The organism is Pseudomonas sp. GW823-FHT04A03, assembly GCF_058796615.1.
In genome coordinates, this window is the sequence record NZ_JBXAIV010000003.1 from 345,696 (window position 1) to 371,234 (window position 25,539).

Below are 25,539 nucleotides of genomic sequence, written 5' to 3' on the forward strand. Positions count from 1 at the left end.
TCAGGCCCGAAGGACTCAGAACAGCTTGCGGCCCTTGTTGGCAGCAATGCGCATGCGTAGCGCGTTGAGCTTGATGAAGCCTGCCGCGTCGGCCTGGTTGTAGGCGCCGCCGTCTTCTTCGAAGGTCGCGATGTTGGCGTCGAACAGCGAATCGTCGGACTTGCGGCCGGTTACGATGACGTTGCCCTTGTACAGCTTCAGACGCACAACGCCGTTCACGTTGACCTGGGAGGCGTCGATCATCTGTTGCAGCATCAGACGCTCAGGGCTCCACCAGTAACCGGTGTAGATCAGGCTGGCGTACTTCGGCATCAGCTCGTCTTTCAAGTGAGCGACTTCGCGGTCCAGGGTGATCGACTCGATGGCGCGGTGAGCGCGCAGCATGATGGTGCCGCCCGGAGTTTCGTAGCAGCCACGGGACTTCATGCCGACGTAACGGTTCTCGACGATGTCCAGGCGGCCGATGCCGTGCTCGCCACCGATCTTGTTCAGCGTCGCCAGTACGGTGGCCGGGGTCATTTCAACGCCGTCCAGCGCAACGATGTCGCCGTTGCGGTAGGTCAGTTCCAGGTACTGCGGGGTGTCGGGAGCCTTCTCCGGGGAGACGGTCCAGCGCCACATGTCTTCTTCGTGCTCGGTCCAGGTGTCTTCCAGCACGCCGCCTTCATAGGAGATGTGCAGCAGGTTGGCGTCCATCGAGTACGGGGATTTCTTCTTGCCGTGACGCTCGATCGGGATCGCGTGCTTCTCGGCGTAGTCCATCAGTTTCTCGCGGGACAGCAGGTCCCACTCGCGCCAAGGGGCGATCACTTTCACGCCTGGCTTGAGTGCGTATGCACCCAGTTCAAAACGGACCTGGTCGTTACCCTTGCCGGTCGCGCCGTGGGAAATGGCGTCGGCGCCGGTTTCGTTGGCGATTTCGATCAGACGCTTGGCGATCAGCGGACGCGCGATGGAAGTACCCAGCAGGTACTCGCCTTCGTAAACGGTGTTGGCGCGGAACATCGGGAACACGAAGTCACGCACGAATTCTTCGCGCAGGTCGTCGATGTAGATTTCTTTGACGCCCATGGCCTGCGCCTTGGCGCGAGCCGGCTCGACCTCTTCGCCCTGACCCAGGTCAGCGGTGAAGGTCACGACTTCACAGTTATAAGTATCCTGCAGCCACTTGAGGATCACCGAAGTGTCCAGGCCGCCGGAATACGCCAGAACGACCTTGTTTACGTCCGCCATGCCATCACTCCACGGGGTTCTACGGAAAGCCGAGGAGTCTACCGCCCAAACGCGATAATTTACAGAGGCGCGACAGCTTAAGACGACAAAGCGACAGAATCTGTCGAGAGGGCGACGATGACCGACAGGTCAGGAAGTCGCCGCAGTGTTGGCAGGCGTGCTGGCCTGAGGCGCCGGAGCAGTAGTCGGTGCCACCCGCGCCAAGTGCACGTTGACCCGACGGTTCTTGGCCCGGTTGGCGGCATTGGTGTTCGGCACCAGAGGATAACGCTCACCATGGAAACGCACGGTGATCTGCGATTCCTGGATGCCGTTGGCCTTGAAGAAGTCGACCACGGCCAGCGCGCGGCGGCGCGACAGTTCGCGATTGGTCAGGCGATTACCGCTGTTGTCCGAGTGGCCGTCGAGTTCGATGTGATTGACCGTCGGATCGGCCTTCATGTACTCGAGCATCACTTGCAGCTTGGCCTTGGCGGCGGCGTCCAATTCGATGCCTTCGCCGGGGAAGCCGATCTGCGATTGTTTGACCTGATCGAAATTCTGCGGAAGCAGTTTCGCCACGCAGGTCTGATAGTCATTGAACGCCTTGCTGAACTTGACCGGCAACAGGCGCACTTCCGACACCCGACCATCGCCCGATGCCCGGCGTACCACCGGGCTGCGACCGTCCATAAGCCCACTGATCAACTGGCCGGCCTGGGACTGAGAACTGTTGAACAGCACGTTGCCGCTGCCCAGTCGAACCGTGCCCAGATTGATGTCGCCACGTCCCGGCTGCCACGGCGCGGCCGCCGCCAGCAAGGTCGCCGAACCGCCGCCGAGCATGGCGTTGTAGGCGTTCAGGCGAAAGGTCGCCTGCTCGCCGGCCTTGCGCACGAATTGCCCCGAGCCGAAGTCGGTGATCGGCTGCGTCAGGCGGCACTCGAACTTGTCGCCCTCGACCGTCCACTCAATGTTCTCCAGACGGGTCTGGTAGGTCAGTGCCATCGCAGGAAGGCTGGCAAACACACTGAGCAAGGCTAAATATCGCTGGCGCACGGGAGGCTCCATTGGCTTCTACAACAAAAAAGACCGAGACATACATCTTTACGGCATACCTATGGGATATCGGACGCTCGTCGCAAAACTTGATAGCGAGTGCCTGCAAGAGTCTTTTCCGGTAGCATTCGCCTCAGTTTGACCCGCCTGGAATCCCCTCATGTCCGACCGCCTGACCCTGCTGCGTCCCGACGACTGGCACATTCATCTTCGCGATGGTGCCGTGTTGACCAATACCGTTGCGGATGTCGCGCGCACCTTTGGTCGCGCCATCATCATGCCCAACCTGGTACCTCCGGTGCGCAACGCCGCTGAAGCCGACGGCTATCGCCAGCGGATTCTCGCTGCCCGCCCGGCCGGCAGTCGTTTCGAGCCGCTGATGGTGCTGTACCTCACCGACCGCACCCAGCCCGAAGAAATCCGTGAGGCCAAGGCCAGCGGTTTCGTGCACGCCGCCAAGCTGTACCCGGCCGGCGCCACCACCAACTCCGATTCCGGGGTCACCAGCATCGACAAGATTTTCCCGGCGCTGGAAGCCATGGCCGAAGTCGGCATGCCGCTGTTGATCCACGGTGAAGTCACCCGTGGCGACGTCGACGTGTTCGACCGCGAAAAAATCTTCATCGATGAGCACATGCGCCGCGTGGTCGAGCGTTTCCCGACGCTGAAAGTGGTGTTCGAACACATCACCACCGGCGATGCCGTGCAGTTCGTCAACGAGGCTTCGGCCAACGTCGGCGCAACCATCACCGCGCATCACCTGCTCTATAACCGCAACCACATGCTGGTGGGCGGGATCCGGCCGCACTTCTACTGCCTGCCGATCCTCAAGCGCAACACGCACCAGGAAGCCCTGCTCGACGCCGCCACCAGTGGCAGCGCGAAGTTCTTCCTCGGTACAGACTCCGCACCACACGCCCAGCACGCCAAGGAAGCCGCCTGCGGCTGCGCCGGCTGCTACACCGCGTACGCCGCCATCGAGCTGTATGCCGAAGCCTTTGAACAGCGCAATGCGCTGGACAAGCTCGAAGCCTTCGCCAGCCTCAACGGCCCGCGTTTCTACGGCCTGCCGGCAAACACCGATCGCATCACCCTGGTTCGTGACGAATGGACCGCCCCGACCAGCCTGCCGTTCGGCGAGCTGACCGTTATCCCGCTGCGCGCCGGTGAAAAACTGCGCTGGCGCCTGCTGGAGGAACACGCGTGAGTGAAGACCATTTCGACGACGAACTGGACGGTCAAGGTGGCGGCGGTTCGCGCCATCCAATGGCAGCACGCTTTCGCGGCTACCTGCCGGTTGTCGTCGACGTAGAAACCGGTGGTTTCAACTCGGCCACCGACGCTCTGCTGGAGATTGCCGCGACCACCATCGCCATGGATGAAAAGGGTTTCGTCTACCCGGATCACACCTACTTCTTCCGCGTCGAGCCGTTCGAAGGCGCCAACGTTGAAGCAGCGGCACTGGAGTTCACCGGGATCAAGCTCGATCACCCGTTGCGCATGGCCGTCAGCGAAGAAACAGCGCTGACCGACATCTTCCGCGGTGTGCGCAAGGCCTTGAAGGCCAACGGCTGCAAGCGGGCGATCCTGGTCGGCCACAACAGCAGCTTCGACCTGGGCTTCCTCAACGCTGCCGTCGCGCGGCTGGACATGAAGCGCAACCCGTTCCACCCGTTCTCCAGCTTCGATACCGCGACCCTCGCCGGTCTGGCTTACGGTCAAACCGTATTGGCCAAGGCCTGTCAGGCAGCCGACATCGACTTCGACGGCCGTGAGGCGCACTCCGCGCGTTACGACACCGAGAAGACGGCCGAGCTGTTCTGCGGCATCGTCAACCGCTGGAAACAGATGGGCGGCTGGGAAGACTTCGACGACTGATCCTCGTCAAGTTTCTTCCGAGCATGAAAAAACCGGCCACATGGGCCGGTTTTTTGTACCTCGACGTTGCGCCTTACAGGGCAGCAGCGTTCTCGGTCAGGTAAGCCGCAACGCCTTCTGGCGAAGCGTTCATGCCTTTGTCGCCTTTTTTCCAGTTGGCAGGGCAGACTTCGCCGTGCTCTTCGTGGAATTGCAGAGCGTCGACCAGACGGATCAGCTCTTCCATGTTACGGCCCAGCGGCAGGTCGTTGATGATCTGCGAGCGGACAACGCCTTTGTCGTCGATCAGGAACGCGCCACGGAAAGCCACGCCGCCTTCGGATTCAACGTCGTAGGCCTTGGCGATGTCGTGCTTCATGTCGGCAGCCATGGTGTATTTCACCTGACCGATGCCACCATTGTTGACCGGGGTGTTGCGCCAGGCATTGTGGGTGAAGTGCGAGTCGATCGACACGGCGATCACTTCTACGTTGCGTGCCTTGAAGTCGGCCATGCGGTTGTCCAGAGCGATCAGCTCGGACGGGCAGACGAAGGTGAAGTCCAGCGGGTAGAAGAACACCAGGCCGTATTTGCCTTTGATGGCCGAGGACAGGGTGAAGCTGTCAACGATCTCGCCATTGCCGAGTACGGCCGGGACGGTGAAGTCAGGGGCTTGTTTGCCTACGAGTACGCTCATTGATATCTCCTGGTGTAAAAACTTGAAGTTCAGGGTTCGGGCCAGCCTGCCACCCTCAGGCGACAGCCCTGTGACACGAACCCCCTTCGCAAGGGCCGACCATCATACACTGCGTTTTTCGACTGTCCTTAAAGGTTTTTCGCGAAATCCCGGCTGGCATCCGGCCATGCACCACCGTTCGTCAGTCACAGCCGTTGGCGATGAAAACCATTGGGAAAGCACTTTGACAATCATTCTCGTTAACATTAAGATCCATCGCAATTGAGTCACAACCAGCGACGGTTCTCACTTATGTATGTTTGCCTCTGCACTGGCGTCACCGACGGACAGATCCGCGAAGCGATCTATGAAGGTTGCTGCAGCTATAAAGAAGTCCGTCAGGCCACCGGCGTAGCCAGCCAATGCGGCAAATGTGCGTGCCTGGCGAAGGAAGTGGTTCGCGAAACCCTGACCAAGCTGCAAACCGCCCAGGCTGCGATCCCCTACCCGGCAGAATTTACCGCCGCGTAATTATCCCGAATTCGAAGAACCGGACTTATGTCCGGTTTTTTTATGCCTGAAAATCAACTGCTTAGCGTCTAGACGCGGAACACAAACATTCTTATTCCGATTAATTTTCATTTATTATTCAATAACTTAGGTTTGACACTTATAAATACCAAGCTCAAACTCTGCCTTATATACCGCTACTTAGGGCAGGACTCCCATCATGAAAGGCGACGTAACAGTCATCCAGCATCTCAACAAGATCCTTGCCAATGAGCTGGTCGCGATCAATCAGTACTTCCTGCATGCGCGCATGTATGAAGATTGGGGCCTGAACAAGCTCGGCAAGCACGAGTACAAAGAATCCATCGACGAGATGAAGCACGCGGACAAGCTGATCAAGCGCATCCTGTTCCTCGAAGGCCTGCCGAACGTGCAGGACCTGGGCAAGCTGCACATCGGCGAGCACACCAAGGAAATGCTGGAGTGCGACCTGCGTATCGAGAAGACCGGCCATGCCGACCTTAAGGTTGCCATCGCCCATTGCGAATCCGTTGGTGACTTTGGCAGCCGCGAACTGCTGGAAGACATCCTTGAATCCGAAGAAGAACATATCGACTGGCTGGAAACCCAACTGGGCCTGATCGATAAAGTCGGTCTTGAGAACTATCTGCAATCGCAGATGGGCGAAGACGAGTAATTAGCCAGCGCTAAACTCGAGACACTAAAAAGCCCCGCCCTCTTTCGAGAGGCGGGGCTTTTTATTGCCCGGACTTCAGACTCGCCGAAATCCGGGCAGAAGCCAATCAGGCTTCGGACTTGGCCGCAGCAGCCTTGGCGGATGCTTCCTTGACCAGATTCTGCAGCTCACCGTTGGCGAACATTTCAGCCATGATGTCGCTGCCACCGACCAGTTCACCGCCGACCCACAGTTGCGGGAAGGTCGGCCAGTTGGCGTACTTCGGCAAGTTGGCACGGATTTCCGGGTTCTGCAGGATGTCGACGTAGGCGAACTTCTCGCCACAGCCCATCACGGCCTGCGCAGCTTTCGCGGAGAAGCCACACTGCGGGGCATTCGGCGAGCCTTTCATGTAAAGCAGAATGGTGTTGTTGGCAATCTGCTCTTTAATCGTTTCGATGATATCCATGGAGCACCTCGGCTGAACTTTCCGACTCATGGGTCGGCACGGTGGCGCATTGTAACGGAATCCCGAGCGCCCTGCTCGGTCTCCCCGACAGACTTGCTTACGCCGCCGCCACCGTCACCGGCACGCCATTGAGCGCCGCATTGCCTGACAGCTCGTCGAGCTGGCATTCATCAGTCAGGTCATTGGCGCTGGAACCGGGCTGACCGCTGGCGATCGCCATCTGCACACCCGGGCGGGCATGACCCCAACCGTGCGGCAGACTGACCACGCCCTTCATCATGTCCGCGCTGCCCAGCACTTCGACCTCGATCTGCCCGACCCGCGAACTCACGCGCACAAGCTGACCATCACTGAGCCCGCGACTGGCGAGATCGTCCGGGTTCATCAACAGCTGATGACGCGGCTTGCCCTTCACCAGTCGATGGTAATTGTGCATCCACGAATTGTTGCTGCGCACATGACGGCGGCCGATCATCAACAACTCATCGGCGGCCGGCGCCTGCAAAGCGGCGAACCGCGCCAGGTCAGCCAGGATTTCCGGCGGCGCCGCCTGAACTCGTAGATTGGCGGTCTTCAATCGCGATGTCAGGTTGGGTTTGAGCGCTCCCAGGTCAACACCATGCGGATGATCGAACAGCGTCGCAAGCGACAATTTTTGCTCGGATGCATCGCCATACAAGCCCATGCGCAACCCCATGTCGATCATCTTCGCCGGCGGCATCGTCGGTTTCAGCTCCTTGCCGGTCTTCGCGGCAAAGGCCTTGGCCAGCCCGACGAAGATCTCCCAGTCGTGCAGCGCCCCTTCGGGTTTGGCGAGGATCGCCCGGTTGAACCGGGTGACGTTGCGCACCGCGAACAGGTTGAAGGTGGTGTCGTAGTGATCGTTTTCCAGCGCCGAGGTCGACGGCAGGATCAGGTCGGCATAGCGCGTGGTTTCGTTGATGTACAGATCGACGCTGACCATGAACTCCAGCCCGTCCAGCGCCTGCTCCAGTTGCCGGCCATTGGGCGTGGACAAAACCGGATTGCCGGCCACGGTAATCAGCGCGCGGATCTGCCCTTCACCTTCGGTGAGCATTTCTTCAGCCAGCGCCGAAACCGGCAACTCGCCGCCGTATTCAGGACGCCCGGACACGCGGCTCTGCCATTTATTGAAGTGCCCGCCCGAAGTCGAGGCCACGAGATCCACCGCAGGCTCGGTGCACAAGGCACCGCCGACGCGGTCGAGGTTGCCGGTCACCAGATTGATCAACTGCACGACCCAATGGCAAAGCGTGCCGAAGGCCTGAGTGGAAACCCCCATCCGGCCATAACAAACGGCGCTTGGCGCGGCGGCGAAATCCCGGGCCAGCTGGCGGATCTGTTCGGCGGGAACGGCGCACAACGGGCTCATGGCTTCAGCGGTGAACCCTGCCACCGCCGCGCGCACGTCGTCCAGACCGTCCACCGGCAGATGACTGCCAGACGTCAGCCCTTCACTGAACAGCGTATTGAGCACACCAAACAGCAACGCCGCATCGCCACCCGGACGCACGAACAAATGCTGATCGGCCATCGCCGCCGTCTCGCTGCGCCGTGGATCGACCACCACCACTTTGCCGCCGCGGGCCTGGATCGCCTTCAGACGCTTCTCCACATCCGGCACGGTCATGATGCTGCCGTTGGATGCCAGCGGATTACCGCCCAGGATCAGCATGAAATCGGTGTGATCGATGTCCGGGATCGGCAGCAGCAGGCCGTGGCCGTACATCAGGTAGCTGGTCAGGTGATGGGGCAGTTGATCGACCGACGTCGCCGAATAGCGGTTGCGGGTTTTCAACAGGCCGAGGAAGTAGTTGCTGTGGGTCATCAGCCCGTAGTTATGCACGCTGGGGTTGCCCTGATACACGGCGACCGCGTTCTGCCCATGACGCTCCTGAATCGCCAAGAGCTTTTCAGCGACCAGCTCGAACGCTTCGTCCCACTCGATGGGCAGCCATTCGCTGCCGACCCGGCGCATCGGCTGGCGCAAGCGATCCGGATCATTCTGGATATCTTGCAGCGCCACGGCTTTGGGGCAGATGTGCCCACGACTGAACGTGTCCAGGGCATCCCCCTTGATCGAGGTGATCTGCACCTGGCCGTCGGTTTCGGTGGTTTCGATGGTCAAGCCGCAGATGGCTTCACACAGGTGGCAGGCACGGTGATGGAGAGTCTTGGTCATGGCCAGTCTCTGTCTTGTTCTGGGCAGGCAATCACGCCTGCGGGAACAAAACTATGGCCCGCGACCCGGTGCAGCGCCAGCGACGTTCGTCTTGTGAATCGGCGGCCATCAGGCCCGCCGATAGACGCGTCAGTTCGCCGGAAGCTGGGGCGGTGCGGCCAGCTGGATTTCCTGGATGGTCTCGATCTGCTCGTGGGCGACGTGGACGCCGGTGAGTTCGCCGATCAGTCGCCAATGCTCGTCGAGCCCGGCGCTGATGGTCGCCATGCGGTCGATCATCTGCCGACTGGCGGCCTTGACCACGTCGTCATCGCTGCGCAGCAGTTCGAAGGACATCGAGGTCATCGAGGCGGTGAGGTGGGTCAATGAGCGTGCCGTGTGGCCCAGCAGTTCCATTAACAGTTTTTCTTTCGATTCCATGCGGAGGCTTCCTGCGTCGCTCATGATTTATTTATAACCCAGCACTTTGCTTTAGCAAATGTTTCAACCTGCGCATCCGACCAAGCGAACCGGTGGCTCACAGGTCGCAAACCGACCAGGGCTGTGCCATCCCCGCCGCGCCTGATTGCCAAGCCCGGTGGGGCCAGTGTACAAATGCCTCGCTGCCCCCTCGAAAACTGACCGGAAATCACAGTGTTCGCACTGTTATCACCCCGGCGCATTTCTGCTAAAACCGTAGCCTATTGGAAAAACGCGACATTTAGTGTCAATATCGCGCCTTCCCCTATTTCGTCGCCCCCGTGCGGCTTACGCCGCAGGTCTCGCCCGTTGTTCCGATAAACAAGGCTTTGAGCATCTGCGGTTTGTAGCAAAAAGGTAGTCAATGATGAGCGCAAGGCACTTTCTCTCCCTGATGGATTGCACGCCCGAAGAGCTGGTCAGCGTGATCCGTCGAGGCGTTGAGCTCAAGGACCTGCGTAACCGCGGCGTACTGTTCGAGCCTCTGAAAAACCGCGTGCTGGGGATGATCTTCGAGAAATCCTCGACCCGTACCCGGATCTCCTTCGAGGCCGGCATGATCCAGCTCGGCGGCCAAGCGATCTTCCTGTCCCCGCGCGACACCCAGCTGGGTCGTGGCGAGCCGATCGGCGACTGCGCCATCGTCATGTCGAGCATGCTCGATGCGGTGATGATCCGTACCTTTGCCCACAGCACCCTGACCGAATTCGCCGCCAATTCCCGCGTGCCGGTGATCAACGGCCTGTCCGATGACCTGCACCCGTGCCAGTTGCTGGCCGACATGCAGACCTTCCTCGAACACCGCGGCTCGATCCAGGGCAAGACCGTGGCCTGGATCGGCGACGGCAACAACATGTGCAACAGCTATATAGAAGCGGCGATCCAGTTCGACTTCCAGTTGCGCGTGGCCTGCCCGGAAGGCTATGAGCCAAACCCTGAATTCGTGGCCAAGGCCGGTGACCGCGTGACCATCGTCCGCGACCCGCAAGACGCCGTGCGCGGCGCGCATCTGGTGAGCACCGACGTCTGGACCTCCATGGGCCAGGAAGAGGAAACCGCCAAGCGCCTCAAGCTGTTCGCGCCGTACCAAGTCACCCGCGCCCTGCTCGACCTGGCGGCCGAGGACGTGTTATTCCTGCACTGTCTGCCCGCCCACCGCGGCGAAGAAATCAGCCTCGACCTGCTTGATGACCCGCGCTCCGTCGCCTGGGATCAGGCAGAAAACCGACTCCACGCACAGAAGGCCCTGCTTGAGTTCCTTGTTGAACCGGCATATCACCACGCATGAGCCATGAATTACTGCTGAACCTGCGCAACCTCGCTTGCGGCTATCAAGATCAACGTGTGGTGCAGAACCTCAATCTGCACCTCAACGCCGGCGACATCGGTTGCCTGCTCGGCTCCTCGGGCTGCGGCAAGACCACCACCCTGCGTGCGATTGCCGGTTTCGAACCGGTGCACGAAGGGGAAATTTCTCTCGGCGGTGAAGTGATCTCCAGCGCCGGTTTCACCCTCGCCCCGGAAAAACGCCGGATCGGCATGGTGTTCCAGGACTACGCGCTGTTCCCGCACCTGAGTGTCGCGGACAACATCGCCTTCGGTATCCGCAAGCACCCGAACAAGGAACGCGTGACCGAAGAGCTGCTGGAACTGGTCAACCTGAAAAACCTCGGCAAGCGCTTCCCGCACGAACTGTCCGGGGGCCAGCAGCAACGTGTCGCTCTCGCCCGCGCTTTGGCGCCTGAGCCGCAACTGCTGCTGCTCGACGAGCCGTTCTCCAACCTCGATGGCGAGTTGCGCCGCAAGCTCAGCCATGAAGTGCGCGACATCCTCAAGGCCCGTGGCACCAGCGCGATTCTGGTGACGCACGACCAGGAAGAAGCCTTTGCCGTCAGCGATCACGTCGGCGTGTTCAAGGAAGGCCGGCTGGAGCAGTGGGACACGCCCTACAACCTCTATCACGAGCCGGCGACGCCGTTTGTGGCCAGCTTCATCGGTCAGGGTTATTTCATTCGCGGCCAGCTCGGCAGCCCGGAATCGGTGCACACCGAACTCGGTGAACTGCGCGGCAATCGCGCCTACACCTGGCCGACCGGTGGCGCGGTGGATGTGCTGCTGCGTCCGGACGACATCGTTTATGCACCGGACAGTGGGCTGAAAGCACGGATCGTCGGCAAGACCTTCCTCGGCGCTTCGACCCTGTATCGCCTGCAACTGCCGACCGGCGCACAGCTGGAATCGATCTTCCCGAGCCATGCCGATCATCAGGTGGGGGCGGATGTCGGGATTCGTGTGGCGGCGGAACATCTGGTGCTGTTCCAGGCCTCCGGCAGCACCGCAGCGCAGATTCCGGCGGTGGAAAACGGCGTTCGCCGTTACAGCACCGCGCACTGATCTCTGCACAAACAATGAGGGAGCCTGATGGCTCCCTTATTTTTTGGCTTCAGCCCAGCATCAATGTGCCGCTGGCCACCAGCGTCGCATTCCCGCCGATCTTCACCCGCTCGCCTTCCAGCCGACAAAACAGCTCCCCGCCCCGCGCCGAACGCTGGCATGCAGTGAGGCTGGATTTGCCCAGACGTTTCGACCAGTAGGGAATCAGGCTGCAATGGGTCGACCCCGTCACCGGGTCTTCATTGATGCCGATGGCCGGGGCGAAATAGCGCGAGACAAAATCATGCTGATTGCCCCGAGCCGTGACGATGGCGCCGAGCCAAGGCAGTTTGGCCAGGGCAACCATGTCCGGCGTGCAATCGAGCACCGCCTGCTCGGACTCCAGCACCACGAACAGCTCGTTGGAACTCAGGACATCCACCGCCTGAACATTCAGCGCCCGCTCGATCTCCACGGTGACGCCTTTCTCCACCGCTTCGATGGCCGGAAAATCCAGCCACAACCTGTCACCTTCGCGGCTGACGCTCAACGGCCCGGACTTGCAGGTGAAGTCCAGACGCTCGGCACTTTCCTTATAGATCTCGAACAGCACATAGGCACTGGCCAGGGTCGCGTGACCACACAGCGGCACCTCGGTGGTCGGCGTGAACCAGCGGATGTGCCACGCCTGCCCTTCGCGCACCAGAAACGCGGTTTCCGCCAGATTGTGCTCGGCGGCGATCTTCTGCATCAGCTCATCCGCGAGCCACGCGTCGAGCCGATAGACCATTGCCGGGTTGCCACTGAACGGCCGATCACTGAACGCGTCGACCTGATGAAACTCGAGCTGCATAACCTTCTCCCTGTGTCAGTCGAACGAGCATGCAGCGCCGGCCGGATCAGCGCCAGTGACAGTACCGGCCAATTTTCTTCATACAGACGTCAATGGCGACCGATGTCGGCAAATTTCGCCTGGGTGTGCTCTGCCAGGACCGCCGGCGCCAGCTCAACTTCCAGTCCGCGCCGACCCGCGCTGACATAAATGGTCGCAAAAGGCTGGGCCGAGTTATCGATGAAGGTACGCAGGCGTTTTTTCTGCCCCAGCGGGCTGATGCCGCCGAGCAGGTAACCGGTGGAACGTTGTGCCACGGCCGGGTCGGCCATTTCGACTTTTTTCACGCCGGCGGCGTGGGCAAGCCCCTTGAGGTCGAGACTTCCGACGACCGGCACCACCGCCACCAGCAACTCACCTTTCTCACTGGCCGCCAGCAGCGTCTTGAACACCTGCGCCGGATCGAGCCCCAGTTTTTCCGCGGCCTCCAGGCCATACGACGCGGCCTTCGGGTCATGTTCGTAACTGTGCACGCGATGTTCGGCACGAACTTTTTTCAACAAGTCCAACGCAGGGGTCATGGCAGCTCCGGGTTCGGCAGTGGCAAAAAAAACCTGCGGCGAATTTTAGGCCATCGCTGTGCAAAAGGCTCTACCACGCGCCACGTTTCCCGGGGTTTGCAGGCCGATAACAATCGTGCGAGACGGGTGACCCGCAGGATCATTCACGCGACTGATAGTTTATTTGTGACTGACGGTTCACTTTCGACCTTTGACAGGTTTGTTTCTTGTCTATATTTTTTCGAATCTGAATAATGTAAGAATTATCGTCATCGCAGCACCCAGCAGTAAACCGGGAACAGGATGGGGATCCTGCCTCGGCGAAAATCGCGCCTTGCCCTGTCGGCAACGCGCCAGACAACAACAAAAACCGAGGTTTTCAATGACAACTGCGTTACAGCAACCTTCGCTCTCGAGCCAGTGCCTGGCCGAGTTTCTGGGTACTGCACTCCTGATCTTTTTCGGTACTGGTTGTGTCGCCGCGCTCAAGGTCGCGGGCGCCAGCTTCGGCCTGTGGGAAATCAGCATCATCTGGGGCGTCGGCGTGAGCATGGCGATCTACCTCACCGCCGGCGTTTCCGGTGCGCACCTGAACCCTGCCGTCAGTATTGCCCTGAGCATTTTCGCCGACTTCGAAAAGCGCAAACTGCCGTTTTACATTCTGGCCCAGGTCGCCGGCGCCTTCTGCGGCGCGCTGTTGGTTTACACGCTGTACAACAACCTCTTCTTCGATTTCGAACAAACTCACCATATGGTTCGTGGCACTGAAGCCAGCCTTGAACTGGCGTCAGTGTTCTCCACCTTCCCGAACCCTGCGCTGTCGACTGCCCAGGCGTTCCTGGTCGAGGTGATCATCACCGCGATCCTGATGGGCGTGATCATGTCCCTGACCGACGACAACAACGGTCTGCCGAAAGGCCCGCTGGCGCCGCTGCTGATCGGTCTGCTGATTGCCGTGATCGGCAGCTCGATGGGCCCGCTGACCGGTTTCGCGATGAACCCGGCTCGCGACTTCGGTCCGAAACTGATGACTTTCTTCGCGGGCTGGGGTGAAATTTCCTTCACCGGCGCACGTGAAATCCCGTACTTCCTGATTCCGATTTTTGCACCGATTGTCGGTGCCTGCCTCGGCGCTGCCGGGTATCGCGGGCTGATTGCCCGTCACCTGACCGGCGCCACACCTGCTACAAAGGATGCAGAACCGGCCATTGACGGCAAACCAAGAACTTCTTGAAACAGTCGGCGCGGGCTCCTGCCCTTATAGAGCCCGCGCCACGGCCCACTCTCCCTTATTTCGTCCAAGGCAATCGACATGACCGACATTCAGAATAAGAACTACATCATTGCCCTCGATCAGGGTACGACCAGCTCCCGCGCGATCATTTTCGACCGCGACGCGAACGTGGTCTGCACCGCACAGCGCGAATTCGCCCAGCATTACCCGCAAGCCGGCTGGGTCGAACACGACCCGATGGAAATCTTCGCCACCCAGAGCGCAGTGATGGTCGAAGCGCTGGCCCAGGCCGGCCTGCACCACGATCAGGTCGCCGCCATCGGCATCACCAACCAGCGTGAAACCACCGTGGTCTGGGACAAGACCACCGGCCGCCCGGTGTACAACGCGATCGTCTGGCAATGCCGCCGCAGCACCGAGATCTGCCAGCAGCTCAAGCGCGACGGTCATGAAGACTACATCCGCGACACCACCGGCCTGGTCACCGACCCGTACTTCTCCGGCACCAAACTGAAGTGGATCCTCGACAACGTCGAAGGCAGCCGCGAGCGCGCGCGCAACGGCGAACTGCTGTTCGGCACCGTCGACAGCTGGCTGATCTGGAAATTTACCGGCGGCAAGGTCCACGTCACCGACTACACCAACGCCTCGCGCACCATGCTCTTCAACATCCACTCGCTGGAGTGGGACGCGAAGATGCTGGAGATCCTCGACATCCCGCGCGAAATGCTGCCGGAAGTCAAAGCCTCCTCGGAAATCTACGGCCGCACCAAAAGCGGCATCGCCATCGGCGGTATCGCCGGCGACCAGCAGGCCGCGCTGTTCGGCCAGATGTGCGTCGAGCCGGGCCAGGCGAAAAACACCTACGGCACCGGTTGCTTCCTGCTGATGAACACCGGCGACAAAGCGGTGAAATCCCAGCACGGCATGCTGACCACCATCGCTTGCGGTCCACGCGGCGAAGTGGCTTACGCACTGGAAGGCGCAGTGTTCAACGGCGGTTCGACCGTGCAGTGGCTGCGCGATGAACTGAAAATCATCAACGACGCCCACGACACCGAATACTTCGCCAATAAAGTGAAGGACAGCAACGGCGTCTATCTGGTGCCAGCCTTCACCGGCCTTGGTGCTCCCTACTGGGACCCGTATGCCCGTGGCGCCCTGTTCGGCCTGACCCGTGGTGTGCGTGTGGATCACATCATCCGCGCTGCGCTGGAATCGATTGCCTACCAGACCCGCGACGTCCTCGACGCCATGCAACAGGACTCCGGCGAACGCCTCAAGGCCCTGCGCGTGGACGGTGGTGCTGTAGCGAACAACTTCCTCATGCAGTTCCAGGCCGACATCCTCGGCACTCAGGTCGAGCGTCCGAAAATGCGCGAAACCACGGCGCTGGGCGCAGCTTATCTGGCCGGCCTGGCCTGCGGTTTCTGGGGCAGCCTGGAAGAACTGCGCGGCAAGGCGGTGATCGAGCGCGAGTTCGAACCGAGCCTCGACGAAGCAGCAAAAGAGAAGCTCTATAAAGGCTGGAAAAAAGCCGTCAGCCGTACCCGTGACTGGGAACGTGAAGACGCTGAATAAGCCAAGCTGAGTACTCGTAACCTGTTGTAACTGGTAGGGAGGAGATTCCTGCGGCATCATGGGCAAATTTTGCACGGCAGCCCAAAGGAAGCCCCATGAATCTGCCTCCCCGTCAGCAGCAAATCCTCGAGCTGGTCCGCGAACGCGGCTATGTGAGCATCGAGGAAATGGCCACGCTGTTCGTTGTTACCCCGCAAACCATCCGCCGCGATATCAATCAGCTGGCGGAAGCCAATCTGCTGCGTCGTTACCATGGCGGCGCCGCTTATGATTCCAGCGTCGAAAACACTGCCTACGCGATGCGCGCCGATCAGATGCGCGATGAAAAGCAACGCATTGGCGAAGCCATCGCCGCGCAGATTCCCGATCACGCCTCGCTGTTCATCAATATCGGTACCACTACCGAATCGATTGCCCGCGCCCTGCTCAATCACAGCCACCTGAAGATCATCACCAACAACCTGCACGTCGCCTCGATGCTCAGTGCCAAGGATGATTTCGATGTGCTGCTGACCGGCGGCAACGTGCGTCGCGACGGCGGCGTGGTGGGTCAGGCGAGCGTGGACTTCATCAACCAGTTCAAGGTCGACTTTGCGCTGGTGGGTATCAGCGGTATCGACGAAGACGGCAGCCTGCTCGACTTCGATTACCAGGAAGTCCGGGTGTCCCAGGCGATCATCGCCAATGCCCGGCAGGTGATCCTGGCGGCGGACTCCAGCAAGTTCGGCCGTAACGCCATGATCCGCCTCGGCCCGATCAGCCTGATCGATTGCCTGGTGACCGATCAGCAGCCGGTGCCAGCCCTGGCGCAACTGCTGAGCCAGCACAAGATTCGTCTGGAAGTCGTTTAACCCTCCTCCCGCATAAGGCGCCCGCACCGGCGCCTTATGCGCATCTGATGTTCGAATATTTTCCTTTCCCGGCCCTTCGATGAGTTTTTTCAATCGAAGTCGACTGGCTGCGCGCGTCTTTATGGGCTACCATTTTCGCAAATGAACATTAATGTTCGATTTCCAAGACAGAAAATCAAAAGAGCCCGAGGCCAGCCGATGTCCACATCTACCTTGCGTACGCCCCCTATCTCCGAGATCTACGACATCGCCGTCATCGGCGGCGGGATCAATGGCGTGGGGATCGCAGCGGATGCCGCCGGTCGCGGTCTTTCGGTGTTCCTTTGCGAAAAGGACGATCTGGCCAGCCACACCTCGTCGGCCAGCAGCAAGCTGATCCACGGTGGCCTGCGCTACCTCGAACATTACGAATTCCGTCTGGTACGTGAAGCCCTGGCCGAACGCGAAGTGCTGCTGGCCAAGGCCCCGCACATCGTCAAGCCGATGCGCTTCGTGCTGCCGCACCGCCCACACCTGCGCCCGGCGTGGATGATCCGCGCGGGCCTGTTCCTTTATGACCACCTCGGCAAGCGCGAAAAACTCGCAGGCTCGAAAAGCCTGAAGTTCGGCGCCGACAGCGCACTGAAAAGCGAAATCAGCAAAGGCTTCGAATACTCCGACTGCTGGGTCGACGACGCCCGCCTCGTGGTACTGAACGCCATGGCCGCCCGTGAAAAAGGCGCGCACATTCACACCCAGACCCGTTGCGTCAGCGCCCGCCGCGCCAAGGGCCTGTGGCACCTGAACCTGGAGCGCGCCGACGGCAGCCTGTTTTCGATCACCGCCAAAGCGCTGGTGAACGCCGCTGGTCCGTGGGTCGCCAAGTTCATCCGTGACGACCTGAAGATGGAGTCGCCGTACGGCATCCGCCTGATCCAGGGCAGTCACATCATCGTGCCGAAGCTGTACGAAGGCGATCACGCGCACATCCTGCAAAACGAAGATCAGCGCATCGTTTTCACCATTCCGTACCTGAACAACCTGACCCTGATCGGCACCACCGACCGCGAGTACACCGGCGATCCGGCCAAAGTGGCGATCACCGACGGCGAAACCGATTACCTGCTCAAAGTGGTCAACGCACACTTCAAGAAGCAGATCAGCCGTGACGACATCCTGCACACCTACTCGGGCGTACGTCCGCTGTGCAACGACGAATCCGACAACCCGTCGGCCGTGACCCGCGACTACACCCTGGCGCTGTCCGGCAGCACCGAAGAAGCGCCGCTGTTGTCGGTGTTCGGCGGCAAGCTGACCACCTACCGCAAGCTCGCCGAGTCGGCGATGGCGCAGCTGATGCCGTACTTCACCCAGATGCGCCCGAGCTGGACGGCCACCGCCACCCTGCCCGGCGGCGAGGACATGACCACGCCGCAAGCCTTGAGCGCGCTGATCCGCGACAAGTTTGACTTCGTGCCGACCGAAATTGCACGCCGCTGGGCCACCACCTACGGCAGCCGTACCTGGCGCATGCTCGAAGGCGTCGACACCCTGGCCGACATGGGCGAACACATCGGCGGCGGGCTCTACACCCGTGAAGTCGACTACCTGTGCACCGAAGAATGGGCCACCACCGCGCACGATATTCTGTGGCGTCGCAGCAAACTGGGCCTGTTCACCACGCCGGCCGAGCAAGAGCGACTGTCGGCATACCTGAACAAGGTCGAGCAGAACCGCAGCAAGATCGAAGCGGCCTGATTCGTTCGTCGCTGAACGAAAAGCCCCTGAATCGAAAGATTCAGGGGCTTTTTGCATTCAGGCTGAAACAGCGCGCGACGAGGACGTTCGGTTTTCCGAACGCGACCTGGCAGTCAATTCGGTTAACCGGATCAGATTGACGAAAAACCACCATCACAAAACTTTAATAACGTTATAAATCAATGAATTAACGTGCAGCGACTGGTCTGGCACGACTCATGCTCTACACTCCTTCGACGAATGCCTGTTGCGCCAACACAACAGGAGCCGTCAGGCATTCGAAGTACAAAGGGCCCGCTCAACCGGCTCCATAAAAAAAACAATGTCGAGGAAAATTTGATGCGCATCGTTCCCCATATCCTGGGCGCAGCCATTGCTGCCGCTCTGATCAGCACACCAGTTTTCGCTGCCGAACTCACCGGCACCCTTAAGAAGATCAAAGAGTCCGGCGTCATCACCCTGGGCCACCGTGACGCTTCCATTCCTTTCTCCTACATCGCTGACGCTTCCGGCAAGCCGGTCGGCTACTCCCACGATATCCAGCTGGCCATCGTCGAAGCGATCAAGAAAGACCTCGACCTGCCAAATCTGCAGGTCAAATACAACCTCGTCACCTCGCAAACCCGTATCCCGCTGGTGCAGAACGGCACCGTGGACGTCGAGTGCGGCTCCACCACCAACAACGTCGAGCGTCAGCAACAGGTCGACTTCTCCGTCGGCATCTTCGAAATCGGTACCCGTCTGCTGTCCAAGGCCGACTCCAAGTACAAGGATTTCGACGATCTGAAAGGCAAGAACGTCGTGACCACCGCCGGCACCACGTCCGAGCGCATCCTCAAGGCGATGAACGCCGACAAGCAGATGGGCATGAACGTGATCTCCGCCAAGGACCACGGTGAATCCTTCCAGATGCTGGAATCGGGTCGTGCCGTTGCGTTCATGATGGACGACGCCCTGCTGGCCGGCGAAGCCGCCAAAGCCAAGAAAGCCTCCGACTGGGCCGTGACCGGTACTCCACAGTCGTATGAAATCTATGGCTGCATGATGCGCAAAGGCGACGAGCCGTTCAAAAAGGCTGTCGACGACGCCATCAAGGCGACCTACGCCTCGGGCGCGATCAACAAGATCTACGAAAAATGGTTCATGCAGCCGATTCCTCCAAAAGGCCTGAACCTGAACTTCCCGATGAGCGACGAGCTCAAGGCCCTGATCGCCAATCCGACCGACAAAGCGGCTGACGACAAGAAATCCTGATTTCTGACTAACCTTATCCCCTGAGGAGGCGCCTGCCTTTTCAGGGGATGGTCACTCCCTGCTGGCATTTTCTGGAAACACTCGAACCGGTGGCTGTCGAGCCGATCGCGTGTGCCTGATTTTCACAATCAGGGCGGGAACGGAGCTTCCCCAGGCGGGCACTTGTACATCGATCGAATCGAGGGGAGACCCTAATGAATTACAACTGGGACTGGGGCGTGTTCTTCAAGTCCACCGGCGTGGGCAGCGAGACCTATCTCGACTGGTTCATCTCCGGTCTGGGCTGGACCATCGCCATCGCCATCGTGGCCTGGATCATCGCCCTGCTGCTCGGCTCGCTGCTGGGCATCATGCGCACCGTGCCGAACCGCATCGTGTCGGGCATCGCGACCTGCTACGTCGAACTGTTCCGTAACGTGCCGCTGCTGGTTCAGCTGTTCATCTGGTACTTCCTGGTGCCCGATCTGCTGCCGCCGGATCTGCAGGAGTGGTACAAGCAGGATCTGAACCCGACCACCTCGGCCTACCTGAGTGTTGTCGTGTGCTTGGGCCTGTTCACCGCCGCCCGTGTCTGCGAACAGGTTCGCACCGGTATCCAGGCGCTGCCACGCGGCCAGGAATCCGCCGCCCGCGCCATGGGTTTCAAGCTGCCGCAGATCTACTGGAACGTGCTGCTGCCCCAGGCCTACCGGATCATCATTCCGCCGCTCACCTCGGAATTCCTGAACGTGTTCAAGAACTCCTCCGTGGCATCCCTGATCGGTCTGATGGAGCTGCTGGCGCAAACCAAACAGACCGCCGAATTCTCGGCCAACCTGTTTGAAGCCTTCACCCTGGCGACCCTGATCTACTTCACCCTCAACATGAGCCTGATGCTGCTGATGCGCATGGTCGAGAAGAAAGTCGCCGTGCCCGGCCTGATCTCCGTGGGGGGTAAATAATGGAATTCGATTTCAGTGGCATCGTTCCGGCCATTCCCGGCCTGTGGAACGGCATGCTGATGACCCTCAAGCTGATGGCGCTGGGCGTGGTCGGCGGGATCATCCTCGGCACCATCCTCGCGCTGATGCGCCTGTCCCACAGCAAACTGCTGTCGCGGGTGGCCGGTGCTTACGTCAACTATTTCCGCTCGATCCCGCTGCTGCTGGTGATCACCTGGTTCTACCTGGCCGTGCCGTTCGTGCTGCGCTGGATCACCGGCGAAGACACCCCGATCGGCGCGTTCACCTCGTGCATCGTGGCGTTCATGATGTTCGAAGCGGCGTACTTCTGCGAAATCGTCCGGGCCGGCGTGCAGTCGATCCCGAAAGGCCAGATGGGCGCGGCGCAGGCACTGGGCATGACCTACGGCCAGATGATGCGCCTGATCATCCTGCCTCAGGCGTTCCGCAAGATGACCCCGCTGCTGCTGCAGCAGAGCATCATCCTGTTCCAGGACACCTCGCTGGTCTACACCGTGGGCCTGGTGGACTTCCTCAACGCCTCGCGCGCCAGTGGCGACATCATTGGCCGCTCGAATGAGTTCCTGATCTTCGCAGGTCTCGTGTACTTCACCATCAGCTTTGCCGCCTCGGTGCTGGTCAAGCGTCTGCAAAAAAGGTTCGCCGTATGATCTCTATCAAGAACATCAACAAGTGGTATGGGGACTTCCAGGTGCTGACCGATTGCAGCACCGAGGTCAAAAAAGGTGAAGTGATCGTGGTCTGCGGTCCGTCCGGTTCGGGCAAGTCGACCCTGATCAAGTGCGTCAACGCGCTGGAGCCGTTCCAGAAAGGCGACATCGTGGTCGACGGCACGTCGATTGCCGATCCGAAGACCAACCTGCCGAAACTGCGCTCGCGCGTCGGCATGGTGTTCCAGCACTTCGAACTGTTCCCGCACCTGACCATCACCGAAAACCTGACCATCGCGCAGATCAAGGTGCTGGGGCGCAGCAAGGAAGAGGCGACCAAGAAAGGCCTGCAACTGCTTGAGCGCGTAGGCCTGTCGGCTCATGCCCACAAGCACCCCGGCCAACTGTCCGGCGGTCAGCAACAGCGTGTGGCGATCGCCCGTGCGCTGGCGATGGACCCGATTGTCATGCTGTTCGACGAACCGACCTCGGCGCTGGACCCGGAAATGGTCAACGAAGTGCTCGACGTAATGGTGCAGCTGGCCCACGAAGGCATGACCATGATGTGCGTGACCCACGAAATGGGCTTCGCCCGTAAAGTGGCCGACCGTGTGATCTTCATGGACGCCGGCAAGATCATCGAAGACTGCAAGAAAGAAGAGTTCTTTGGCGACATCAGCCAACGCTCCGAACGCGCGCAGCATTTCCTCGAGAAAATCCTGCAGCACTAAAAACGGCTGCATTCCCCGACATCCTCTGTCGGGGAATGCAGGTGGTTGACCCAAGGCATCTGTGATGAAATGCGACCCCACTCTCTATCGCGCCACGCCGCCATCACTTGCCGTGAAACCCCGTCTGATCCGCCACCTGTTCCTGCCGCCGCTGGTCATCGCCCTGATGATCGGACTGGGTTACATCGGTTTCTGGACCAGCGAACACTTCGGCATCCGCAGCCTCGGCGAAAACGGCCAGCGCCAGCTGGAACTGCACGCCCGCGCGGTCGAAAGCGAGATCAGCAAATACACCTACCTGCCCAGCCTGCTGGAACTCGAATCGAGCGTTTCGCAGTTGCTGGACGACCCGACCCCGGAACACCGGCAAACGGTCAACGATTACCTTGAAGGCCTGAACCGGCGCAGTCGCAGTCGGGCCATCTACGTCATGGACACCACCGGCCGCGTCATGGCCACCAGTAACTGGCGCGACGTCGACAGTTATCTCGGTGAAGACCTGTCGTTCCGCGCCTACTTCCAGAATGCCATCCGCGGCCAGCCCGGACGTTTCTACGGGATCGGCAGCACCAACGGCGAACCCGGTTATTACCTGGCCCACGGCCTCGAAGAACACGGCAAGATCATCGGCGTCGCAGTGGTCAAGGTGCGCCTGGAAGCCATGGAAGAACGCTGGCAGCGGGCGCGTCTCGAAGCGTTCGTCAGCGATGAAAACGGCATCATCATTCTGTCCAGCGATCCGGCCCGGCGCCTGAAATCGGTGATACCGCTGAGCGACGAGACCAAGGAAAAACTCGCCCGCAGCCTGCAGTACTACTGGTTCCCGCTGAACGAACTGCAACCGCTGGCCCGGGAAACCCTGTCCGAAGGCGTGGAGAAACTCACCTTCCCGGCCAACAGCGAAGTGCCGAGCCAGCAGGATGGCGATGAGGAAAACATCAGCTATCTGGCGCAAACCCGACCGCTGAGCGACACCCCGTGGAATTTCACCCTGCTCACGCCGTTGCAGGATCTGCGGCGCGAGGCGATCAATCAGGGGATTCTGGTGGCCGTGGCGTTTGCCTTGGTCGCGTTCCTGCTGATCGCCTGGAACGAACGGCGCAAGGTCATCGCCACCCGCCTCGCCGCCCGCGAAGCCCTGCAGGAAGCCAACAATCAGCTGGAGCGTCGGATTACCGAACGCACCGCCGACCTGCGCGCCAGCAACGACCGGCTCAAGAGCCAGATCCGCGAACGGCGTCAGGCCGAAGAGACGTTGCGCCGCGCCCAGGACGAACTGGTGCAGGCCGGCAAACTCGCGGCCATCGGCCAGATGTCCACCAGCATCGCCCACGAATTGAACCAGCCGCTGGCGGCGATGCGCACGCTGTCGGGCAACACCATTCGCTTCCTTGAGCGCGGCCAGCTCGATATCGCCAGCACCAACCTCAAGACCATCAACGACCTGATCGACCGCATGGGCCGGATCACCGCCAGCCTGCGTTCCTTCGCCCGGCGCGGTGACGACAAGGGCCGCGCCAGCCTCGGCAAAGCGGTGGATGCCGCGCTGCAAGTGCTCGGCGCCCGTGTCGAAAGTGCTTCCCTGCAACTGCATCGCCAGTTCGACGACGTGCAGGTGCAGATCGACCAGACCCGCCTGGAGCAGATTCTGGTCAACCTGATCGGCAACGCCCTCGACGCCATGCAGGCGCAACCGCTGCCGGAGCTGTGGCTGGAAGGCGAAGAATTCAACGGCAAATATCGCCTGCGGGTGCGCGACAACGGCCACGGCATTGACGCCGAAGCGCGCAAGCACCTGTTCGAACCGTTCTTCACCACCAAGCCCGGCGAACAAGGCCTGGGCCTCGGCCTGACCCTGTCGGCCAGCCTCGCCGCCGCCACCGGCGGGCATCTGGGTGTCGAACACCCGGCCAGCGGTGGTACCACCTTCGTCCTCAGTTTACCGTTGGTAAGCCCTATTCCTGCCGAGCCAATATGAACAACGACCTTAGTGTGCTGATCGTCGAAGACGATCCCCATGTGCTGCTCGGCTGCCAGCAGGCGCTGACCCTCGAAGACATCCCGTGCATCGGCGTGGGCAGTGCCGAAGAGGCGCTGGAACAGGTCGGCGACAACTTCGCCGGGATCGTCATCAGCGACATTCGCCTGCCCGGCATCGACGGTCTGGAACTGCTGACCCGGCTCAAGCAGCGCGACCGCAGCCTGCCGGTGGTGCTGATCACCGGGCATGGCGACATCTCCATGGCCGTCGGCGCGATGCAGAAAGGCGCCTACGACTTCATGGAGAAGCCGTTCTCCCCCGAACGTCTGGTCGATGTGGCCCGCCGTGCGCTGGAGCAACGCAGCCTGAATCGCGAAGTCTCGTCCTTGCGCCGGCAACTGGCTGAACGCGATTCCCTTGAAGGGCGGATCATCGGGCGCTCGCCGGCCATGCAGAACCTGCGCGAACTGATCGCCAACGTCGCCGACACCTCGGCCAACGTACTGATCGAGGGGGAAACCGGCACCGGCAAGGAACTGGTCGCCCGTTGCCTGCACGACTTCAGCCGCCGCCACACCAAGCAATTCGTCGCGCTTAACTGCGGCGGGCTGCCGGAAAACCTGTTCGAAAGCGAAATCTTCGGCCACGAAGCCAACGCCTTCACCGGCGCCGGCAAGCGACGAATCGGCAAGATCGAACACGCCGACGGCGGCACGCTGTTCCTCGACGAAGTGGAAAGCATGCCGCTGCCGTTGCAGATCAAGCTGCTGCGGGTATTGCAGGAGCGCACCCTCGAACGCCTCGGGTCGAACCAGAGCGTGGCGGTGGATTGCCGAGTGATCGCGGCCACCAAGTCCGACCTCGACGAATCGAGCAAGGCCGGGGAATTTCGCAGCGACTTGTACTACCGCCTCAACGTGGTGACGCTGGAACTGCCGCCCCTGCGCGAGCGCCGCGAAGACATCCTGCAACTGTTCGAACACTTCACCCAGCAATCGGCCCTGCGCTTCGACCGCGCGCTGCCGGAGCTGGACAACCAGACGTTATCGAACCTGATGAGCCACGACTGGCCGGGCAACGTGCGCGAACTGCGCAACGTCGCCGAGCGTTTTGCCCTCGGCTTGCCGGCGTTCAAGAAAACCGGCGCGGGCAGCGCAGGCCAGGGCCTGGCGTTTGCCGAAGCGGTGGAAGCGTTCGAACGCAATCTGCTCAGCGATGCCTTGCAACGCAGTGGCGGCAACCTGACTCAGGCCAGCCTGGAACTGGGCATGGCCAAGACCACGCTGTTCGACAAAGTAAAAAAATACGGCCTGAGCCATTAAGCGAGAACGACGTGGATCTGATTTTCAAGGCAATGCTCGGCGCGGCAGTGGTGGTGATCCTCGCCATGCTGGCCAAGACCAAAAACTACTACATCGCTGGGCTGGTGCCGCTGTTCCCGACCTTCGCCCTGATCGCCCACTACATCGTCGGCAAGGGCCGCTCGATCGACGACCTGAAGACCACCATCGTCTTCGGCATGTGGTCGATCATTCCGTACTTCGTCTATCTGGCTACGCTGTACGTGATGGTCGACCGCATGCGCCTCGAAGCTTCGCTGGCGGTCGCGGCCGTGGCGTGGCTGATGGCGGCGACGGTGCTGGTGTCGGTGTGGGTGCGGCTTCACGCCTGA

At 60.6% G+C, this 25,539-nt stretch carries 25 protein-coding genes; 17 read left to right on the forward strand and 8 right to left on the reverse strand.

Annotation, left to right across the window (positions count from 1 at the left end; genetic code table 11):
• Positions 1–15: 15 nt before the first annotated feature.
• Both AC1Q9F_RS11415 and AC1Q9F_RS11420 read right to left on the reverse strand, forming a co-directional pair.
• Positions 16–1,233, reverse strand: coding sequence for an argininosuccinate synthase (locus AC1Q9F_RS11415; protein WP_007953201.1), 1,218 nt, complete (start codon positions 1,231–1,233; stop codon positions 16–18).
• Positions 1,234–1,362: 129 nt separating this feature from the next.
• The gene (locus AC1Q9F_RS11420; RefSeq protein ID WP_007953200.1) at positions 1,363–2,271 is read right to left on the reverse strand and encodes a flagellar protein MotY; all 909 of its coding nucleotides are present in this window, start codon (positions 2,269–2,271) and stop codon (positions 1,363–1,365) included.
• Positions 2,272–2,431: 160 nt separating this feature from the next.
• Between AC1Q9F_RS11420 and pyrC the strand changes: the two genes are divergently transcribed.
• Complete coding sequence (gene pyrC, locus AC1Q9F_RS11425; RefSeq protein ID WP_039765844.1) at positions 2,432–3,478, forward strand: dihydroorotase; 1,047 nt, start codon at positions 2,432–2,434, stop codon at positions 3,476–3,478.
• A complete protein-coding gene (gene rnt, locus AC1Q9F_RS11430) occupies positions 3,475–4,149 on the forward strand; it encodes a ribonuclease T (protein ID WP_007953196.1) in 675 nt (224 codons plus the stop codon). Before pyrC ends, rnt begins: the two co-directional genes overlap by 4 nt.
• Before the next feature lie 73 nt (positions 4,150–4,222).
• On the opposite strand, the gene AC1Q9F_RS11435 is transcribed toward rnt, so the two are convergent.
• Positions 4,223–4,825 (reverse strand): peroxiredoxin, encoded by a 603-nt coding sequence (locus tag AC1Q9F_RS11435; protein WP_003227723.1) that lies wholly within the window; start codon positions 4,823–4,825, stop codon positions 4,223–4,225.
• Between the two features lie 291 nt (positions 4,826–5,116).
• Here AC1Q9F_RS11435 and AC1Q9F_RS11440 point away from each other — a divergent pair, with 291 nt between their 5' ends.
• A complete protein-coding gene (locus AC1Q9F_RS11440; protein ID WP_007953193.1) occupies positions 5,117–5,335 on the forward strand; it encodes a bacterioferritin-associated ferredoxin in 219 nt (72 codons plus the stop codon).
• A gap of 199 nt (positions 5,336–5,534) precedes the next feature.
• A complete protein-coding gene (gene bfr, locus AC1Q9F_RS11445) occupies positions 5,535–6,011 on the forward strand; it encodes a bacterioferritin (protein ID WP_007953192.1) in 477 nt (158 codons plus the stop codon).
• A 106-nt stretch (positions 6,012–6,117) separates the two neighbouring features.
• Here bfr and grxD read toward each other — a convergent pair whose 3' ends face one another.
• From grxD to plzR, 3 genes are all read right to left on the reverse strand, one after another.
• Positions 6,118–6,459, reverse strand: coding sequence for a Grx4 family monothiol glutaredoxin (gene grxD / locus AC1Q9F_RS11450; RefSeq protein ID WP_492619893.1), 342 nt, complete (start codon positions 6,457–6,459; stop codon positions 6,118–6,120).
• 97 nt (positions 6,460–6,556) lie between these two features.
• Positions 6,557–8,662, reverse strand: coding sequence for a molybdopterin oxidoreductase family protein (locus AC1Q9F_RS11455; RefSeq protein WP_492619892.1), 2,106 nt, complete (start codon positions 8,660–8,662; stop codon positions 6,557–6,559).
• Between the two features lie 129 nt (positions 8,663–8,791).
• A complete protein-coding gene (gene plzR, locus AC1Q9F_RS11460) occupies positions 8,792–9,082 on the reverse strand; it encodes a PlzR type 4 pili assembly inhibitor (RefSeq protein ID WP_007953190.1) in 291 nt (96 codons plus the stop codon).
• A 406-nt stretch (positions 9,083–9,488) separates the two neighbouring features.
• Here plzR and argF point away from each other — a divergent pair, with 406 nt between their 5' ends.
• Both argF and AC1Q9F_RS11470 read left to right on the forward strand, forming a co-directional pair.
• The gene (gene argF, locus AC1Q9F_RS11465) at positions 9,489–10,409 is read left to right on the forward strand and encodes an ornithine carbamoyltransferase (protein ID WP_115079058.1); all 921 of its coding nucleotides are present in this window, start codon (positions 9,489–9,491) and stop codon (positions 10,407–10,409) included.
• On the forward strand, positions 10,406–11,515 hold the full coding sequence (locus AC1Q9F_RS11470; RefSeq protein WP_492619891.1) for an ABC transporter ATP-binding protein: 1,110 nt from the start codon (positions 10,406–10,408) through the stop codon (positions 11,513–11,515). Before argF ends, AC1Q9F_RS11470 begins: the two co-directional genes overlap by 4 nt.
• A gap of 49 nt (positions 11,516–11,564) precedes the next feature.
• Here the strand turns inward: AC1Q9F_RS11470 and AC1Q9F_RS11475 are convergent, their stop codons facing one another.
• Both AC1Q9F_RS11475 and ybaK read right to left on the reverse strand, forming a co-directional pair.
• The gene (locus AC1Q9F_RS11475; protein ID WP_492619890.1) at positions 11,565–12,347 is read right to left on the reverse strand and encodes a PhzF family phenazine biosynthesis protein; all 783 of its coding nucleotides are present in this window, start codon (positions 12,345–12,347) and stop codon (positions 11,565–11,567) included.
• An 89-nt stretch (positions 12,348–12,436) separates the two neighbouring features.
• Positions 12,437–12,907 (reverse strand): Cys-tRNA(Pro) deacylase, encoded by a 471-nt coding sequence (gene ybaK, locus AC1Q9F_RS11480; protein ID WP_492619889.1) that lies wholly within the window; start codon positions 12,905–12,907, stop codon positions 12,437–12,439.
• A gap of 361 nt (positions 12,908–13,268) precedes the next feature.
• Between ybaK and AC1Q9F_RS11485 the strand changes: the two genes are divergently transcribed.
• The 11 genes from AC1Q9F_RS11485 to AC1Q9F_RS11535 all read left to right on the forward strand — a co-directional run bounded on the left by AC1Q9F_RS11485 (position 13,269) and on the right by AC1Q9F_RS11535 (position 25,539).
• Entirely contained in the window at positions 13,269–14,120 is an 852-nt protein-coding gene (locus AC1Q9F_RS11485) for an MIP/aquaporin family protein (protein ID WP_492619888.1), read from the forward strand.
• Between the two features lie 78 nt (positions 14,121–14,198).
• Entirely contained in the window at positions 14,199–15,701 is a 1,503-nt protein-coding gene (gene glpK / locus AC1Q9F_RS11490; protein ID WP_492619887.1) for a glycerol kinase GlpK, read from the forward strand.
• 95 nt (positions 15,702–15,796) lie between these two features.
• Positions 15,797–16,552 (forward strand): DeoR/GlpR family transcriptional regulator, encoded by a 756-nt coding sequence (locus AC1Q9F_RS11495; protein WP_007953179.1) that lies wholly within the window; start codon positions 15,797–15,799, stop codon positions 16,550–16,552.
• Between the two features lie 198 nt (positions 16,553–16,750).
• Positions 16,751–18,289, forward strand: a complete 1,539-nt coding sequence (glpD, locus tag AC1Q9F_RS11500; protein WP_492619886.1) for a glycerol-3-phosphate dehydrogenase — start codon at positions 16,751–16,753, stop codon at positions 18,287–18,289.
• A gap of 339 nt (positions 18,290–18,628) precedes the next feature.
• The gene (locus tag AC1Q9F_RS11505; protein ID WP_492619885.1) at positions 18,629–19,543 is read left to right on the forward strand and encodes a glutamate/aspartate ABC transporter substrate-binding protein; all 915 of its coding nucleotides are present in this window, start codon (positions 18,629–18,631) and stop codon (positions 19,541–19,543) included.
• 194 nt (positions 19,544–19,737) lie between these two features.
• Positions 19,738–20,484: an amino acid ABC transporter permease gene (locus AC1Q9F_RS11510; RefSeq protein WP_007953174.1), complete on the forward strand. Its 747-nt coding sequence runs from the start codon at positions 19,738–19,740 to the stop codon at positions 20,482–20,484.
• Positions 20,484–21,155, forward strand: coding sequence for an amino acid ABC transporter permease (locus tag AC1Q9F_RS11515; RefSeq protein WP_273899170.1), 672 nt, complete (start codon positions 20,484–20,486; stop codon positions 21,153–21,155). Before AC1Q9F_RS11510 ends, AC1Q9F_RS11515 begins: the two co-directional genes overlap by 1 nt.
• On the forward strand, positions 21,152–21,886 hold the full coding sequence (locus AC1Q9F_RS11520) for an amino acid ABC transporter ATP-binding protein (RefSeq protein ID WP_007953170.1): 735 nt from the start codon (positions 21,152–21,154) through the stop codon (positions 21,884–21,886). The genes AC1Q9F_RS11515 and AC1Q9F_RS11520 overlap by 4 nt, the downstream gene beginning before the upstream one ends.
• 64 nt (positions 21,887–21,950) lie before the next feature.
• A complete protein-coding gene (aauS, locus tag AC1Q9F_RS11525; RefSeq protein ID WP_492619884.1) occupies positions 21,951–23,864 on the forward strand; it encodes a two-component sensor histidine kinase AauS in 1,914 nt (637 codons plus the stop codon).
• Positions 23,861–25,189 (forward strand): two-component response regulator AauR, encoded by a 1,329-nt coding sequence (gene aauR, locus AC1Q9F_RS11530; RefSeq protein WP_492619883.1) that lies wholly within the window; start codon positions 23,861–23,863, stop codon positions 25,187–25,189. The genes aauS and aauR overlap by 4 nt, the downstream gene beginning before the upstream one ends.
• 20 nt (positions 25,190–25,209) lie before the next feature.
• Entirely contained in the window at positions 25,210–25,539 is a 330-nt protein-coding gene (locus tag AC1Q9F_RS11535; protein ID WP_162831789.1) for a GlpM family protein, read from the forward strand.

Coding starts and splice junctions, on each gene's coding strand:
- AC1Q9F_RS11415 (WP_007953201.1), bottom strand. CDS start 1,233: ATGGCGGACGTAAACAAGGTCGTTCTGGCGTATTCCGGCGGCCTGGAC.
- pyrC (WP_039765844.1), top strand. CDS start 2,432: ATGTCCGACCGCCTGACCCTGCTGCGTCCCGACGACTGGCACATTCAT.
- AC1Q9F_RS11435 (WP_003227723.1), bottom strand. CDS start 4,825: ATGAGCGTACTCGTAGGCAAACAAGCCCCTGACTTCACCGTCCCGGCC.
- AC1Q9F_RS11440 (WP_007953193.1), top strand. CDS start 5,117: ATGTATGTTTGCCTCTGCACTGGCGTCACCGACGGACAGATCCGCGAA.
- bfr (WP_007953192.1), top strand. CDS start 5,535: ATGAAAGGCGACGTAACAGTCATCCAGCATCTCAACAAGATCCTTGCC.
- grxD (WP_492619893.1), bottom strand. CDS start 6,459: ATGGATATCATCGAAACGATTAAAGAGCAGATTGCCAACAACACCATT.
- AC1Q9F_RS11455 (WP_492619892.1), bottom strand. CDS start 8,662: ATGACCAAGACTCTCCATCACCGTGCCTGCCACCTGTGTGAAGCCATC.
- plzR (WP_007953190.1), bottom strand. CDS start 9,082: ATGGAATCGAAAGAAAAACTGTTAATGGAACTGCTGGGCCACACGGCA.
- argF (WP_115079058.1), top strand. CDS start 9,489: ATGAGCGCAAGGCACTTTCTCTCCCTGATGGATTGCACGCCCGAAGAG.
- AC1Q9F_RS11470 (WP_492619891.1), top strand. CDS start 10,406: ATGAGCCATGAATTACTGCTGAACCTGCGCAACCTCGCTTGCGGCTAT.
- AC1Q9F_RS11475 (WP_492619890.1), bottom strand. CDS start 12,347: ATGCAGCTCGAGTTTCATCAGGTCGACGCGTTCAGTGATCGGCCGTTC.
- ybaK (WP_492619889.1), bottom strand. CDS start 12,907: ATGACCCCTGCGTTGGACTTGTTGAAAAAAGTTCGTGCCGAACATCGC.
- AC1Q9F_RS11485 (WP_492619888.1), top strand. CDS start 13,269: ATGACAACTGCGTTACAGCAACCTTCGCTCTCGAGCCAGTGCCTGGCC.
- glpK (WP_492619887.1), top strand. CDS start 14,199: ATGACCGACATTCAGAATAAGAACTACATCATTGCCCTCGATCAGGGT.
- AC1Q9F_RS11495 (WP_007953179.1), top strand. CDS start 15,797: ATGAATCTGCCTCCCCGTCAGCAGCAAATCCTCGAGCTGGTCCGCGAA.
- glpD (WP_492619886.1), top strand. CDS start 16,751: ATGTCCACATCTACCTTGCGTACGCCCCCTATCTCCGAGATCTACGAC.
- AC1Q9F_RS11505 (WP_492619885.1), top strand. CDS start 18,629: ATGCGCATCGTTCCCCATATCCTGGGCGCAGCCATTGCTGCCGCTCTG.
- AC1Q9F_RS11510 (WP_007953174.1), top strand. CDS start 19,738: ATGAATTACAACTGGGACTGGGGCGTGTTCTTCAAGTCCACCGGCGTG.
- AC1Q9F_RS11515 (WP_273899170.1), top strand. CDS start 20,484: ATGGAATTCGATTTCAGTGGCATCGTTCCGGCCATTCCCGGCCTGTGG.
- AC1Q9F_RS11520 (WP_007953170.1), top strand. CDS start 21,152: ATGATCTCTATCAAGAACATCAACAAGTGGTATGGGGACTTCCAGGTG.
- aauS (WP_492619884.1), top strand. CDS start 21,951: ATGAAATGCGACCCCACTCTCTATCGCGCCACGCCGCCATCACTTGCC.
- aauR (WP_492619883.1), top strand. CDS start 23,861: ATGAACAACGACCTTAGTGTGCTGATCGTCGAAGACGATCCCCATGTG.